Annotated in this window: 14 protein-coding genes; 8 read left to right on the forward strand and 6 right to left on the reverse strand. The window is 56.1% G+C overall.

From position 1 onward, the window contains the following. Window positions 1–12 precede the first annotated feature (12 nt). Window positions 13–2226, forward strand: a complete 2214-nt coding sequence (locus BN2591_RS09475) for a TonB-dependent receptor (RefSeq protein ID WP_086870923.1) — start codon at window positions 13–15, stop codon at window positions 2224–2226. A gap of 8 nt (window positions 2227–2234) precedes the next feature. Here the strand turns inward: BN2591_RS09475 and BN2591_RS09480 are convergent, their stop codons facing one another. Further along, entirely contained in the window at window positions 2235–3131 is an 897-nt protein-coding gene (locus tag BN2591_RS09480) for a LysR family transcriptional regulator (RefSeq protein WP_086870925.1), read from the reverse strand. A gap of 96 nt (window positions 3132–3227) precedes the next feature. Here BN2591_RS09480 and BN2591_RS09485 point away from each other — a divergent pair, with 96 nt between their 5' ends. Next, window positions 3228–3758 (forward strand): GNAT family N-acetyltransferase, encoded by a 531-nt coding sequence (locus BN2591_RS09485; protein WP_086870927.1) that lies wholly within the window; start codon window positions 3228–3230, stop codon window positions 3756–3758. An 11-nt stretch (window positions 3759–3769) separates the two neighbouring features. Here BN2591_RS09485 and BN2591_RS09490 read toward each other — a convergent pair whose 3' ends face one another. Continuing rightward, window positions 3770–5188, reverse strand: coding sequence for a glutamine synthetase family protein (locus tag BN2591_RS09490; RefSeq protein WP_086870930.1), 1419 nt, complete (start codon window positions 5186–5188; stop codon window positions 3770–3772). Window positions 5189–5310: 122 nt separating this feature from the next. Beyond that, window positions 5311–5784, reverse strand: coding sequence for an NUDIX hydrolase (locus BN2591_RS09495; RefSeq protein WP_017458691.1), 474 nt, complete (start codon window positions 5782–5784; stop codon window positions 5311–5313). Window positions 5785–5942: 158 nt separating this feature from the next. Between BN2591_RS09495 and BN2591_RS09500 the strand changes: the two genes are divergently transcribed. Next, on the forward strand, window positions 5943–6203 hold the full coding sequence (locus BN2591_RS09500; protein ID WP_017458690.1) for a DUF2534 family protein: 261 nt from the start codon (window positions 5943–5945) through the stop codon (window positions 6201–6203). A gap of 303 nt (window positions 6204–6506) precedes the next feature. Next, a complete protein-coding gene (locus BN2591_RS09505; protein ID WP_065370421.1) occupies window positions 6507–8447 on the forward strand; it encodes a methyl-accepting chemotaxis protein in 1941 nt (646 codons plus the stop codon). A 38-nt stretch (window positions 8448–8485) separates the two neighbouring features. Here BN2591_RS09505 and BN2591_RS09510 read toward each other — a convergent pair whose 3' ends face one another. Further along, window positions 8486–8872, reverse strand: a complete 387-nt coding sequence (locus BN2591_RS09510) for a VOC family protein (protein ID WP_086870932.1) — start codon at window positions 8870–8872, stop codon at window positions 8486–8488. 97 nt (window positions 8873–8969) lie between these two features. On the opposite strand from BN2591_RS09510, the gene BN2591_RS09515 reads away from it, so the two are divergent. The 4 genes from BN2591_RS09515 (at window position 8970) to BN2591_RS09530 (ending at window position 13288) form a co-directional block, all read left to right on the forward strand. Beyond that, the gene (locus BN2591_RS09515; protein WP_086870934.1) at window positions 8970–9740 is read left to right on the forward strand and encodes a DeoR/GlpR family DNA-binding transcription regulator; all 771 of its coding nucleotides are present in this window, start codon (window positions 8970–8972) and stop codon (window positions 9738–9740) included. Window positions 9741–9848: 108 nt separating this feature from the next. Then, window positions 9849–11246 carry a phenylalanine transporter gene (gene pheP / locus BN2591_RS09520; RefSeq protein WP_086871069.1) on the forward strand — a complete coding sequence of 466 codons (1398 nt, stop codon included), beginning with the start codon at window positions 9849–9851 and terminating at the stop codon, window positions 11244–11246. A 117-nt stretch (window positions 11247–11363) separates the two neighbouring features. Further along, on the forward strand, window positions 11364–12344 hold the full coding sequence (locus BN2591_RS09525) for a LacI family DNA-binding transcriptional regulator (protein WP_086870935.1): 981 nt from the start codon (window positions 11364–11366) through the stop codon (window positions 12342–12344). Between the two features lie 74 nt (window positions 12345–12418). Then, window positions 12419–13288 (forward strand): DMT family transporter, encoded by an 870-nt coding sequence (locus BN2591_RS09530; RefSeq protein ID WP_086870937.1) that lies wholly within the window; start codon window positions 12419–12421, stop codon window positions 13286–13288. Here BN2591_RS09530 and BN2591_RS09535 read toward each other — a convergent pair. Next, a complete protein-coding gene (locus tag BN2591_RS09535; protein ID WP_086870939.1) occupies window positions 13277–14074 on the reverse strand; it encodes a PhzF family phenazine biosynthesis protein in 798 nt (265 codons plus the stop codon). The genes BN2591_RS09530 and BN2591_RS09535 overlap by 12 nt on opposite strands. A gap of 66 nt (window positions 14075–14140) precedes the next feature. Beyond that, window positions 14141–15565, reverse strand: coding sequence for an MFS transporter (locus BN2591_RS09540; RefSeq protein WP_086870941.1), 1425 nt, complete (start codon window positions 15563–15565; stop codon window positions 14141–14143). Window positions 15566–15593 lie beyond the last annotated feature (28 nt).

The raw sequence follows: 15593 nt of genomic DNA on the forward strand, positions 1-15593 counted from the left end.
CAATAGATAACAATGATGAAAAACCGCACAAAACAGTCGATACCTTTGCGCAAGACCTTGCTTGCGCTGGCCATTGGCGCGCAAGCGCATACCGCACAGGCGGCGACGGCTGACGCCAGCGTAAAACCAACGCCTGAGGAGACCATTGTCGTGCAGTCCGCCGCCGGCAGCGATTTCAGACCCGGCGGCAGTGAACTGGTTCCCGCGTTTCTTGACGGACAAGTGGCGCATGGTGGTCGCCTTGGTGTACTGGGCGAGCAAAAAGCGATGGATGTACCGTTTAACGTCATCGGTTACACCTCGAAGCTCGTGCAGGATCAACAGGCGAAAACTATCGCCGATGTGGTGAGCAACGATGCGGGCGTGCAGGTTGGGCAGGGTTACGGCAACTTCGCCGAAACGTACCGTATTCGCGGCTTTCAGCTTGATGGTGACGACATGCTGATGGGCGGTCTGGCGGGCATTGTGCCGCGCCAGATTGTCGATACCCAGATGCTGGAGCGCGTGGAGATTTTTAAAGGTTCGAATGCGCTGATGAACGGTTCTGCGGGTTCGGGGGTTGGCGGGATGATTAACCTCGAACCGAAACATGCCGACGACACGCCGCTCACCCGCGTGGGTGTTGATTACACCACCCGCTCGCAAGTAGGCGGTTCGCTGGATGTCGGGCGTCGCTACGGCGATAACAACCAGTTTGGCGTACGCATGAATCTGCTGCACCGCGAAGGGGATGCCGCAGTGAAAGATGACCATCGTCGCACTACGGCGGCATCCATTGGCCTGGATTATCGTGGCGAGCGCTTGCGCACGTCGCTGGATCTCGGTTACCAGAACAAAACGGTTCATGGCGGCGAAATGGGCGTCAATATCAGCGCCGTCGACTTTATTCCGACGCTGCCGGATACCCGCAAAAACTACAGCCAGCGCTGGGCGCACAGCGATATTGAAAACGAATTTGGCCTGGCTCGCGCGGAATACGATCTGACCGATGACTGGACAGTTTACGGCGCGTTCGGCGGTCAGCATGCTCATGAAGACGGCACGTACGGCGCACCTAAGCTGTTCAATAAAAACGGTGACGCCACCTTCAGCCGCATGGATACGGTGCGTATTTCCGACTCCTGGAGCGGCATGACCGGGTTGCGCGGTAACGTCGATACCGGTTTTGTTTCCCATAAAGTGAACGTCGGTTATTCGGCGAACATCAAGCGCGATCGCGTAGCCTGGACCCAGTCCGATCAAAAAAATCTGCCGGTGGTGAATATTTATGATCCCTCGGCGATCCCACTGCCGGACAATTTGACCCATAGCGGTAAATACAGTGACCCGCTGACAACCGCGCGTTACCGCTCGCAGGGTTATACCCTGAGCGACACCCTCGGCGTATTTGAGGACCGACTGCTGTTTACCGTGGGCGCGCGTCACCAGAAACTGTGGGTGCGCAACTACAGCAATGCCACCGGTGTGGAAACCACCACTGCGCGTTATACCCAGGATCGCTGGATGCCGACTTACGGCGTGGTCTATAAGCCGTGGGATGTTGTCTCTTTCTACGCCAACCATACCGAAGCGCTCCAGCCGGGCGGCGTGGCGCCGAAAACGGCAGAAAACCGCTACCAAAGCGTAGGAATTGCGCATTCTAAACAGAACGAAATCGGCGTGAAAACGGACTTTGGCCGCATGGGCGGTACGCTGGCGCTGTTTGAAATCAAAAAGCCGACCGGCATTCTTAACAGCACGACCAATGTTTACGGGCTGGACGGAGAGCAGCGTAACCGTGGCGTGGAGCTGAATCTGTTCGGTGAGCCGGTGCTCGGTCTGCGCCTGAATGGCAGCGCGACCTGGCTGGATGCGGAACTGACGAAAACCAAAGATGGTATCAATCAGGGCAACCGCCCCATTGGTGTCGCGAAGTTCTATGGGGTGATGGGGGCCGAGTATGACATCAAACCGGTCGATGGCCTGACCGCCACGGCACGCGTGAACTACACCGGTTCACAATATGTGAACACCAGCAATACCCGTAAACTCGACAGCTACACCACGCTGGATCTCGGTCTGCGCTACCGTATGCAGCTCAATGCGGAGAAAAATGAGATGGTCTGGCGCGTGGGCGTGGATAACGTCACCAATGAGAAATACTGGGCCAGCGTGGAAGACAACGGCACCTATATTTACCAGGGCGACCCGCGTACCGTTAAAGTCTCAATGAGTTACGATTTCTGATCGTTGTTTTATCCGGCGGGCGTGATGCCCGCCTGTTGCAGGCTATTCAACACTTCCCGCATTCCCCGGCTCACCACTTTGTCCTGACGCATCACCAGCGCTAACTGGCGCTGTAGCGGTGGCTGCACCGGGTGTACGCGCAAGCCCTGGCGGTCCTCTTCAGCCTGAACCGCTACGCCGGGTACGATGCTGTAACCCAACCCGGCACGTACCATGCGTTTTATCGCTTCAATACTGCCCAGCTCCATCACCGGCGCGAGAGCGATACCGCCTGCGCTAAACCACTGTTCAATGAGCAGGCGCGTGCTGCTGCCGGATTCGAAAACAATCAGCGGCAGGGGCGCAAGCGATGCCGGTGTCGGCGATAAAACGCCGTCAACGTCGTGGGCTGCGATCACCACAAATTCTTCGGTAAATAAGGGTGAAATCGCCAGATTGCGCCCGCTGGCAGGCAGCGTCACAAGGCCGATATCGATACGGTTTTCTTCCACCGCGCGTACGATATCGCTGGTGTTGCCGGTGCGGACTCCGACTGACAGGTGCGGGAAATCGCGGTGCAACCTTTGCAGTAACGGCGGCAACAAGTGAATGCAGGTCGTCGCGCCGGTGCCAATCGTCACGCTGCCGCTGACAGTATGCTGATGCTGCGCCACAGACTGCACCGCGGCGCTGACGGCATTTTCGATCTCCGCGCAATGCGCGAGAAAGGTTTCTCCGGCGGCAGTAGCACGCAAACCGCGCCCGGAACGTTCAATCAGGCGGACGTGCAGGGCCTGTTCAAGCTGGCGGATTTGCAGGCTGACGGCGGGTTGCGAAATGCCTAACACCTCTGCGGCGGCGGTAAAACTTCCCCGGGCGAGCACCAGCTTAAACGTTGCTAACTGGTCAAAGCTGAAGTGTGGCATGGCAAAGTTTTCCTTATAACGGTGATAAGCGCAGCCTGGTGCCGCGCGGGCGGCGTTACCGGTAGCCTGTTGATATCATCAAACGGGGAACAGTTTATGGAAATTATTGACGCGCAAGAACATCATCTTAGCGCGATTGTGCAGATTTATGCTTATCACGTGACGCACGGTAACGCCACGTTTGAAACCGAAGCGCCGGACGTGGATGAAATGCGTACGCGGCTGGCGAAAACCCGCCGCAATGGATTGCCGTGGTATGTCGCCGTGCATGACGGACAAGTTCGGGGCTACTGTTATTTATCGCGCTACCGCGAGCGGCGGGCGTACCAGTACACGCTGGAAGATTCCATCTATGTTGATGACAGTTTCCGCCAGCAAGGCGCAGGCAAAGCGCTACTCGCCCGTGCGGTGGCCTGGGCGGAGCAAAACGGTTACCGCCAGCTCATCGCCAATGTCGGCAACAGCGAAAATGAAGGTTCATTACGATTGCACAGTCGCGCCGGTTTTGTGGTTATCGGCACGCTGAAAAGCGTCGGCATGAAGCACGGGCGCTGGCTGGATACCGTTTTGATGCAGCGCCCGCTGGGGGAGGGGGATGTGACGCTTCCGCGCAACAACTTCCTGTGAGGCAATGGTAATTAGTGGCTGAAAGACAATTCTTCCGTCGTGACAATGCGCTCAAACGCATTCAGTTCTGCCATTTTGCCGTGGTACCACTGTTCGCAAAACGCGCTGCCTAAATGGTCGGCCAGGTAAGCGCACTGGTGAAACACCTCCAGCGCGGGTTGCTGGAATAACGGCAGATCGGGCGAGGCGTGGGTGAAGTTTGCCAGTGCGTCGTCATCAATACGTTCCAGGCCGTATAACATACCGGTCAGTAATGTCGCCATGACCAGATAGGGGTTGGCGTCCGCGCCCGCCAGGCGATATTCGATGCGCCGGTTGCGAGCATCAGAGCAGGGAATGCGCAGTGCGGCGTTGCGCTTGTTGTAACCCCAGGAGTGAAAAAGCGGTTCGTCCAGATTCTTACGCAACCGCCTGAACCCATTCACGCCCGGCGCCATGATTGCCAGCGACGCGGGCATCAGTTCCAGCATGCCGGCAAGGGAGAGCCGTACCATCTCATTGGGTGCCTCCGCCGGGCTGGCAAACACATTGTCGCCATTTGTGTCATTAAGGCTGACGTGAAAATGCAGGCCATTACCGGCCAGTTCTGAGAAGGGTTTCGCCATAAAATTGGCCTGATAGCCAAATTTCTCAGCTATGGTATCGGTGAGTTTGCGCAGTGCCAGCACCTGCTCGCAACTCTCCACGACATTGGATGAATGGCACATATTCAGTTCAAACTGCCCGACTTCGGCTTCGCTAACGATGCCGGATAAGGGAAGACGCTGCGCTGCCGCCATGTTTTCCAGTTCCTCAATAAACGCAGAATAGGCCGACGGCACGGCCAGATGAAAACAGCCCTGCGGGCGGTTCTGTTCTGCGGCGGGGTCTACAAGGTAGAACTCCATTTCCGCAGCCACCACCGGGTAAAGGCCATGTTGATGAAACTGACGCAGCACATTTTGCAGGATGACTCTTGGCTCAAGCGGCCAGGGCATATTATCGCTGTCGAGCATGGTTAATAATAATTGCGCGTTATGGCGCGGATCGTGCGCGCCTGGGCGTAGCGTGCCGGAAACGGGTAAACATAAATTATCAGGCTCTTCATTAATAAGTCTGTCGGGGGAAGAGGTGAGTATTTTCCCTTCGCGATCCATGGCGTAGACAGATTGCGGAAAATAACAGCCCTGACTGAGTGAAAATAAGTTTTCGACGGCGACTCTTTTCCCCCGGAATGTGCCGTGGGTATCGTTCAGATAAATATCAACGTGTTTTGTTTCCGGGTGTTCGTTCAGATACGCTTTGATTTCGTGAGAAAAATTCTGCTGAAGTAGCCTGATTTCCTGATCAACCATCAATGCCGATCGCGAATGTAACGGTGTTGGAAATGGTGTGGTGGTAAAAAAAGTGCGGATATTTTTCAGCAGTGGAATAGTCATCAGCGAGTTCATATTTTTCTTTCTGTCAGGCCATTTGGCGGTGAACTCAGCATAAAAGAGCGCTTTTTATTTTGATATAAACGCCGCGTAAAAAGGAAATACGCGGCGATAAAAATAGTATAAAAAAGGCGCGCTTAAAGCGTGGAAGGCATTTTTAGCAGCGGCGAGGGCGAGCTATCCGCGAAATGTGTTTTTACCCAGTCGAGTGTTTTGCGCTGGCCAGGAAAAGTAAGCAATTCGTGGGCGTCAGCAAAGCTGACCCAGCGGTATTCGCTGTGCTCGTGGTTGAGCGTTATCTCGCAGGCTTCATCGACGTACGCAACAAACACCGGCGCGACGGTGATGGCGTCGCGGTGCGCTTCGTAAAACTGCTCGCAGCAGTCGGCGGAATAGAGTTCGCTAAGTTGCAAGCCCGTCTCTTCCCGGGCTTCACGCAACGCGGTTTGCCAGGCCGTTTCAGCGTGTTCGATGCCGCCCGCAATCTGGCACCACTGACCGTTGAGCATGTTACCGCTGCGTTTAAGCAGCAGAACGCGCCAGCCCGCAGCAAAGTTGCACAGCACAAACAGGGATATGGAAAAGCAGCGTATCGGGATTTCCTTACTCATTGTTTTCTCCGTGTTAATGGCTAAAAGCAGCACGATGAGGTGTCACAAGGGTTTGTCATGGTTTCGCGCAAATGGCCTTTTTCCTGATTTTTCACAACAACCAGGCAGCAGATCGGTTACACTCGCGGCACAGAAAAGCCACATGACAGGAGGTTTATATGCTGGAAAAATTACGTACCCGCGAGGGGAAAAAATTTATCATTGCGGTGGTGATTGTATTCCTGGTTGCCGTGAGCGTCATTTCGAAAGTGACCTTCGAGGGCGTTGAAGATCAGTACAATTTGCCGATGGAATCCTGGACGGTAACGATGTTTATCATGCAGGGCGCATGGGTTGCCATCTACAGTCTGATGTTCACCATCATTGGTTCGCTCCCTTTTGGGTTCTATTTCCTCGGCCCGAAAGACGATCGCGGCTAATCCCTCCCGCCCTGGCGTGCTGCCGGGGCTGCCTCTCTTGCGTTCTTGAGCCTTAATCGAAATCGTGATCTCTCGCGTCCTCAGCGTAAAGCTCTGTTGTAATCCACGGCGACCGACAAGTTAACTGCCACTACATTCCCTGGTCCATGCAGGCTGCCGTTTCTCGCTTTAAAAAGCGTTTTTACCGCGCAATAACACTTTCACTAACAATTAAAGATCAAAAAATAACCGCCGATAGAGATCTCACAGGGAGTTCGTGCTGAAAGGAAGATGACGTAAAAGGCTGACTCCAGGAGAGCCGTAATGGCCAGAGAATTTGTGACCAAAAAAATGAGCACCCGCGCGCAAATGTTGCTGACGGGAGCCATCACCATCACCCTCGGTTTTGTGGTAACCATCGGGGTACTGAGCTGGCAGTCCAGCAGTGAACAAAAACACCTCGCCGAACAATATCTGCAAAAAATTGCGGAAAGCCAGGCGCTGACTATCCAGCAACAGCTGAATTATGCCCGTGATGTGGCGCATAACCTCGGTCACAGTATGATTGCCTTGCCAGAAGCCGGGATAACTGACCGCCAGGCGGCAGATAAACTGCTTATCTCCGCCCTGCGCGATAATCCTGACTATCTCTCTATCTCGGTTATTTTTGAAGACAACGCTTATGACGGTCGCGATGCCGAGTTCGCGGATAAACCCGATCAGGCACCCAAAGGCCGCTATGCCTTCTTTGTCGATCACGATCAATCCGGTAATTTTAAGCTCCACCCGTTAACATCGATCTTTACGCCAGGTCAGGGCGACTACTATCTGCTGCCGCAAAAAAGCCAGAAAGACACGTTAATTGAGCCTTACAGCTATGCCTATAACGGTGTGCCGACGCTGCTGACCTCAGTGGCAGCACCGATTGTCAGCGGTGGCAAACTGCATGCCGTTGTGACATCGGATATCTCGCTGGCCTCATTGCAGCAGAAAGTGAATCAGATTAAACCGTGGGAAGGGGGCGGCTATGCGGTGCTGCTCTCTACTGCCGGGAAGGTGATTTCCTACCCGGATAAAAACCTGACCAGCAAGCCGTACCCCGGTAAAACGGATGGCTTTACCAGTAATGTGGTGGAACAAGATGATCCGATCCTCGGCGAAAAAGCGCTGATTACCTGGCAACCAGTGTCTATCGGCAATAGTACCGATAACTGGTATCTCGGCGTCGTTGCGCCGGTGAGTTCGGTGATGGCGGCGGCCAACCGTCAACTGACGTACGCCATTGTTCTGGGGGTTATCAGCATTCTGTTGGTGTGTACGCTGCTCGGCCTGATCTTCAGCCGTAAAGTGTTGAAACCGATTGGTGGCGAGCCGCTGGAAGGGGCGAATATCGCCCTGGCGGTTGCGGACGGCAAACTCGATAACACCATCCCGGTGAAAGGTAACGATCGCAGCAGCCTATTCTATGCCCTGCATACCATGCAGGCGCAGCTACGGCAGATTGTCGGGCAGATCAAAGAAGCCAGTGACTCAGTGCGTCAGGGGGCCGGCGAGATTGTCAGCGGCAACATTAACCTCTCTTCACGTACTGAACAGCAGGCTGCAGCGCTGGAGCAGACCGCCGCCAGTATGGAGCAGTTTAGCGCCACGGTGAAACATAACGCCGCCAACGCCCACCAGGCGACGGCGCTGACCGCCAATGCCACGCAGATTGCCAGCCGGGGTGAAACGCTGGTCGGTCAGGTAGTGGAAACGATGGCGAAAATTGACGACAGCGCGAAGAAAATCGGCGATATCACGGCGATCATCAACAGCATCGCTTTCCAGACCAATATCCTGGCGTTGAACGCCGCGGTAGAGGCGGCGCGTGCTGGTGAACAAGGGCGTGGCTTTGCGGTGGTGGCGTCTGAAGTGCGCAACCTGGCGCAGCGCAGCGCCGATGCGGTGAAAGATATCGGCGCGTTGATTGAGGAGTCCAGCAAACGCGTCGAAGCCGGGGTGCAACTGGTGAACGACGCCGGTCACACCATGCAGGAGATGACGCAGGCGGTGAATTCCGTGCAGACCATCATCAATGAGATTGTCAGCGCCTCGGATGAGCAGGCCAAAGGCATTAGCCAGGTGACGATTGCCGTCAATGAAATGGACGGGGTTACGCAACAAAACGCCTCGCTGGTGCAGCAAATGGCTGCGGCAGCAACTTCGCTTGAAGATCAGGCGCAGCAACTGGCGCAGACGGTGCATCAGTTCCGCCTCGAAGCGTAACCTCAACAGGGAGCCTGGCAACAGGCTCTCTGCCTTTCTTAACTGGCAACCAGTTCGATACGGTTATTATCCGGGTCCAGAATCACGGCTTCATAAAAACCATCCCCCGTCCATCGCGCAGCGCTGGCTAACCGGCCCTGCTGACGGGCTTTTTCTGCCATCTCATCCACCGCCCCGACATCTCCGACATTAATTGCAATGTGCGCCCAGCCAACAAATTCTGCGGCGTTCGGCGCATCGGCCAGCTCCGGCACGGTCATGAGTTCAATGGTTGGCCCGTTGTGCAGCGACATAAAGTAGGATGCAAAACCGGCGCGGTTTTGACTGACATATTTCTCATTACTGGTGGCGGAAAAAAAGTCGCGCCAGAATGCGCGCTGTGCGTCGAGATGGCGTGTCCAGAGTGCGACATGGGCAATGTTCAAGTTGACCTCCAGGGCGTAGGGGATGGGAATTGACAGCGTAATTCATTTGCATGATTATGCTCATTGTTGCTCGATTAGAATTTTATAAAGAGGATTAATGCTCGATTATGCAGCTTTTCCGGACCAACGACAAGATCTGATCCGCCAGCGTCTGCAGGCGCTGGGACGGGTGGTGTGTGCGGAACTGGCCGTTGAATTGCGGGTTTCAGAGCACACCATTCGCCGGGATTTGCAGGAGCTGAGTAAAGCGGGCATCTGCAAAAAAGTGTATGGCGGCGCGGTACTGCAACTGGAAACCGCCGGGAACTTTACGGAAAGAAAAGAGCAGGACCGGGCAAAAAAAAGCATCCTCGCGCAGCGCTGCGTGCAACTGCTCAAGCCCGGTAGCTGCGTATTTATTGATACCGGCACCACCAATCTTGAGCTGGCGAAAGCGCTGCCGCCAGAGCTAAAGCTGACGGTGGTGACTAACTCACCGGAAATCGCCGCTGCCGCGTGTAAACATCCGCATTGTGAAGTGATCATGCTGGGTGGTCTGGTGCAGAGCAGCACCGGCGGTTGCGTGAGCGGCCCGGCCATCAGCCAGCTTAACAGCATCATTTTCGATCAGGCGTTTATCGGTGGCTGCGCGATGACGCCGGAGATGGGGCTGACCGGGTTTGATTACGCCGACTGCGAATTTAAAAAAGCGGTGATCGCCCGCAGCAACCAGGTGGTGGTGGCATTAACGTCAAATAAGATCCCGGCCGTCGCTCGCTACATTGTGGCCGCCAGCCAGCAGATCGATGTGCTGGTGGTCGAAACCGATCTTAGCAAAGCGCTGCATCAAGCCTTTCGCGCAGAGGATATTGAGATCCTGACGGTTTAAACGCAAGCGCACGTTTTGCGCGTTGCCGCTCAGGGGTTCATTTCTTGCCAGCCCACAGCGGAGATGTTAAAAGGTGCCCCTTTAAATGAAACCACAAAGGGGAAGGACGTGAAAAACGCGTCACAGGCAGCGGGAAGCAGCACCGATGCCGCATCGGAAGCAGGGCCGACACTACAACGAGGTTTAAAAAACCGCCATATTCAGCTGATTGCGCTGGGCGGCGCGATTGGCACCGGGCTTTTTCTGGGTATTGGCCCCGCTATTCAGATGGCCGGGCCTGCTGTTTTGCTGGGCTACGGCATTGCCGGAGTTATCGCGTTTTTGATTATGCGCCAGCTCGGTGAAATGGTGGTTGAAGAGCCGGTGTCCGGTTCATTTTCCCATTTTGCCTACAAATACTGGGGGCCGTTCGCCGGTTTCCTCTCTGGCTGGAACTACTGGGCGATGTTTGTGCTGGTGGGAATGGCGGAACTGACCGCCGCCGGTATTTACATGCAGTACTGGTTCCCGGACGTGCCGACCTGGATTTGGGCCGCCACTTTCTTTGTCATCATCAACGCCGTCAATCTCGTTAATGTGCGCTTGTACGGCGAAACCGAGTTCTGGTTCGCGCTAATCAAAGTGCTGGCAATTATCGGCATGATTGGCTTTGGCTTGTGGATGCTGTTTACCGGTCACGGCGGCGAGCGTGCCAGCTTCGATAACCTCTGGCGCTATAACGGCTTTTTCGCCACCGGCTGGCACGGGCTTATTCTCGCGCTGGCGGTAATTATGTTCTCGTTTGGCGGTCTGGAGCTTATCGGTATTACCGCCGCCGAAGCCAGCGAACCGCACACCACCATTCCGAAAGCGGTTAACCAGGTGGTGTACCGCATTTTACTTTTCTATATCGGCTCACTGGTTGTGCTGCTGGCGCTCTATCCGTGGATTGACGTTAAAGCCAATAGCAGCCCGTTTGTGATGATTTTCCACGAACTGGACAGCAATCTGGTGGCATCTGCGCTCAATTTCGTCATTCTGGTGGCTTCCCTGTCGGTCTATAACAGCGGTGTTTATTCCAATAGCCGTATGCTGTTTGGTTTGTCGGTACAGGGCAATGCGCCGGCGTTTTTGACACGCGTCAGCCGCCGTGGCGTGCCGGTAAATTCCCTGTTCCTGTCGGGGGCTATCACCTCGCTGGTGGTATTGGTCAACTATCTGCTGCCGCAAAAAGCTTTCGCGATGCTGATGGCGCTGGTGGTGGCGACGCTGCTGCTGAACTGGATCATGATTTCGCTGGCGCACCTGAAATTCCGCGCGGCGATGCGCCGCAAAGGGCGCGATCCGCAGTTTAAAGCGTTGCTCTTCCCGGCGGGCAACTATCTGTGCATTGGCTTCATGCTGATGATCCTCGTATTGATGTGCACCATGGACGATATGCGCCTGTCAGCAGTTCTGCTGCCGGTGTGGATTGTGTTCCTGTTTGTGGCGTTCAAAGTACTGCGCCGTACGCCGAAGCGCGGGTAACTCGCGCGATCCCCTACCAGATCCGGCGGGCTGCTGCTCGCCGGGCTTGAGATGTGTCGATGATGTAACTGTGATAGCCTCGAACCTTACGTGCTTATTGCAGGGTATGTTGTTGTTATGTCGATTCAAAAAATTGCCAGGATGGCGGGCGTTTCCGTTGCAACGGTTTCACGTGTGCTGAATAACAGCGAATCGGTGAAACCGAAAAATCGCGAACGTGTCCTGCAGGCCATCAAGGAATGTCAGTACCAACCCAACTTATTAGCCCGCCAGTTGCGTACCGCACGCAGCTCAATGATTCTGGTGTTAGTCTCTAACATCGCTAACCCGTTTTGCGCCGAAGTGGTGAAGGGGATTGAAGAAGCGGCGGAAAAAAACGGTTACCGCATCCTGCTGTGTAACTCCGGTGCGGACATGGCGCGTTCGCGCTCAGCGCTCAACCTGCTGTCGGGCAAGATTGTTGACGGCATCATCACCATGGATGCGTGTGCAAAATTGCCGGAACTGGCCACCCTAATTGGTGCCGCGCCCTGGGTGCAATGCGCCGAGTACGCCGATGACGGCGATGTCTCCTGCGTGGGCATTAACGATGTCGACGCCGCCCGCTGCGTGATTGACCGGTTAGTTGAGCGCGGCTGCCAGCGCATTGCTATGATTAACCACGATTTGAATTATAAGTATGCCCGGCTGCGTGAACGCGGCTACCGGAGCGGTTTGCAGGCAAAACGCCTGCGCTATGAAAACGTGGAATACGCGCGAGATTTAAGTTTCAGCGCCGGGAAAAACGCCATGCAACACCTGCTTAATGTGCCGGAACGTCCGGACGCAGTGTTTGCCGTTTCCGATACGCTGGCCGCCGGGGCGCTGCTGGCGATCCATGAAGCCGGGCTGACAATGCCGCAGGATATCGCGGTGGTCGGGTTCGATGGCACTGAACTGGCAGAGATGGTTACGCCGCCGCTCAGCACCATTGAGCAACCGTCGCAGGCGATGGGGCGCGAAGCAGTACGGCTGTTGCTGAACCGCATTGATAACCCGGATAGCCCGCCAGAAAGCGTCATCATGGACTGGCGTTATATTTCCCGCGCCAGCGCCTGATATTTCAGGCATGATGTGTGTAAAGATTTCGCCAGCCGCCGCGCTGGCTTTTTTATTGCCCTGGGAGCCTTGCCATGACCCGGCAACGACAAGCTGATTTATTTCTGGTTCTGACCACAGTGATCGCCGCATGCGGATGGATTTTCTCACGCGAAGCGATTAGCGGGATGCCGGTTTTCGCCTTTCTTGGGCTGCGCTTTTTTGGCGCGGCGCTGGTGCTGTTGCCGTTTTGCCGTGGGCAACGCATCGCGCTGGAAAAAGTGCGCCAGGTGGTGATAAGCGGCTTATGGATGGCGCTCAACCTCTGCCTGTGGATCTGGTCGGTGTCGACCACGCCATCGCTGGGCGAGGGGGCATTTATCATGAGCCTGTCGATGCTGTTCGTGCCGCTGGTGGCCTGGGTTATGCTAAAAAACCGCCCGGCGCGCGCTTACTGGGAGTGTTTGCCGGTCGCCATTGTTGGCTTAGCGCTGCTGAGCCTGCATATGCCCATCACGTTTCATGCCAGCCAGGGCTGGTTTTTGCTGACGGCGTTCGTGCAGTCGATCTATTTTTGCTACACCAGCCGCTGCGCCAGAGAAGTGCCGCTGCTGCCGCTCACGGCGGTACAACTGGCGATCACCGGCATTGCCGGGCTGGTGATTTCTGCGTTGTTTGAGTCCTGGACGCAACCCTTTACCAGCACCACGGCGATGTGGCTGGCGGCCAGCATTTTAATTGCCACAAGCCTGCGCTTTGGCCTGCAACTTCAAGGGCAAAAATATGCCGCCGTCGCCAGCGCTGCCATCATTATGGTGCTGGAACCGTTACTGACGGTGATTGCCGCTTCGATTTGGTACGGGGAGCGCTTACCGCTGCAAAAAATCCTTGGCGGCGTGTTGATCCTGCTGGCGCAGATTTGGTTCCGCTGGCGGATGATTGTGCGTCTACCTTCAAAGCCGTAACGTGCCGACCAGCACCGTATGCGCACTACCACCAATCAGCACGCGTCCCTTTTCCCTGAGCGCCAGCACTAAAACGCCGCCGCGCGGTGAGGCCTGGTAGGCGGTAAGCGAGCGCTTACCCAGCCTTGCAGACCAGTAGGCTGCCAGCGCGCAGTGTGCGGAGCCGGTCACCGGATCTTCATTCACCCCGACCCACGGAGCGAAGTAGCGCGAGACGCAATCATACTCATTCTGACCGGGCGCGGTGACCGCCACGCCGCGGCCGGGCAAGGCACGAAGCGCCGCAAAATCAGGCTTGAGTGCGTAGACTACCTGCGCATCCTCTACCACCACCAGTTGTTTCGCGCCGAACATACCGTAGCCACCCACCTGCGCATGTGCCAGCCCGAGCGCCTTCAGTAATTCCGCTGGCGCTTCGGGCTGCATGGTCGGTGTCAGTAGGGGGAAATCAAGCTCAATGCCCTGGGGCACGGCGGTTGCCGTCAGCGGGCCGGAAAGGGTGTGAAAGGTGATCGCAGCGCCCTGTGCAAGTCGCCCGTTCTGGCGCAGGATATGCGCGGTCGCCAGTGTGCCGTGACCGCATAAATCAACTTCAGCCTGTGGTGTAAACCAGCGCAGGTTGTTATCCGCAAGGTTTAAAAACGCGGTTTCGGATACCGCCATCTCTTCGGCTATCTGCTGCATTAACGCGGCTTCCAGCCCTTGCGGCGTAATGCATACCGCTGCCGGATTACCGGAAAAAGGACGCGTGCTGAACGCGTCCACCTGGTAAATTTCAAGTTCCACTACGGCGCTCCCTTTGTTAACAAAGAGATGACCTTATCCCCTTTTTGCGCCAGCGGGTAGCGCTAATCAGGAGTTAGCCGGGCAGCGCGGTGCCAGTTGATGGCGTGCGCTCACTGCCGCTGCCGCCAGTACCAGCATCATCACCACTTCTGTTGCCAGAAAACCACTCAGCGCCGTGCTGTAGTTGCCTTGCGACTGACCAACAAGATGCAAAAACAACCCGCCGAGCAGCGCCGGACCCAGGCCGAGCGTCGCTTGTTGTAACGTGCTGAGCAGTGCGCTACCTGCGCCCGCATCCTGGGTGGTGATATCACGCATGCCGATGCGGTAAAAGCTATTCACAATCAGCGCCTGGCCGTAGCCAATCAGCGCGGTAGACGGCGCGAGCGCCAGCGCACCCACCATTTGACCTGAGAGTTGCAGGGTGGCAATTAATGCCAGCAGGCCGCTGACCTGAATTACCAACCCGGTTAACAAAATGGTGCGCATGTTATAGCGACCAATCATTTTGGGCGCATACCAGGCGGAGACAAAATAGGCGACGCCCAGCGCGACAAAGCTGTTGCCCGACTGATACGGTGTCATGCCCATCCCGGCTTGCAGGGTCAGTGCCATACAGAACATAAAACCCGACCACGCGCTAAAAAACAGCAACGCAATCAGCAGCCCGAAACGGATACTGTGCAGCTTAAGTAAGCGCGGTGGTAGCAGCGGCATTAAACCCGCTTGCTGCTGTTTTAATGCGCTTGTACGCATCCACCATGCCAGCGGAATCAGTGCCAGCAGCGCGGCTTTCGTTTCCCACGGCCAGTGCAGTTCCGGGCCAAGCGCCAGCGGGAACAGCAGGCAGCAGAGGATCATCGCCAGCGCGACGGTGCCTTGCCAGTCAATGCGCGTGCGCGTTTCGCTCTGCGTTTCCGGCACATAGCGGCGGCTGAGCGCCAGCACCAGCAGGCAAATGGGTACATTGATAAAAAAGGCGTTACGCCAGCCAAGACCGGCGATATCCGCCGAGACCAGCCAGCCGCCGCCCATCTGACCAATGATAAACGCCACGCCGCCAATACCGCCGTAGAGACTGATGGCGCGCGCGTGGGCGGTACCTTTTAGCGTGACATGCAATGTCGCGAGGATCTGCGGCACAATCAGCGCCGCGCCCATGCCTTGTAGCGTGCGCGCGGCAAGCAGTGCGGAGACCGAATTTGCCAGCCCGCAGAGCAGCGAAGCGATACCAAACAGGGCCACGCCCCATAAGAAAATTCGCCTGCGCCCGAAGTTGTCCCCCAGTTTGCTGCCCATCGCCAGACAGACGGCGAAAGCCACGCCGTACAGCGCGACAATTAGCGCCAGCTGCGTGGCGCTGGTGTGCAGCGATAGGGTGATGGAGTCGAGCGCGACATTGGTAATTGAGGTGTCAATCAATGGCAGCATCTGCCCGGTCAGCAGAAGGAACAGGCCTGCCCGGCCCGGCGAAACAGCAGACGTTTTCATGGTAACTCCATTGCGTCATTCATCGGAT

Source organism: Kosakonia pseudosacchari, from assembly GCF_900184035.1.
GTDB lineage: Bacteria > Pseudomonadota > Gammaproteobacteria > Enterobacterales > Enterobacteriaceae > Kosakonia > Kosakonia pseudosacchari.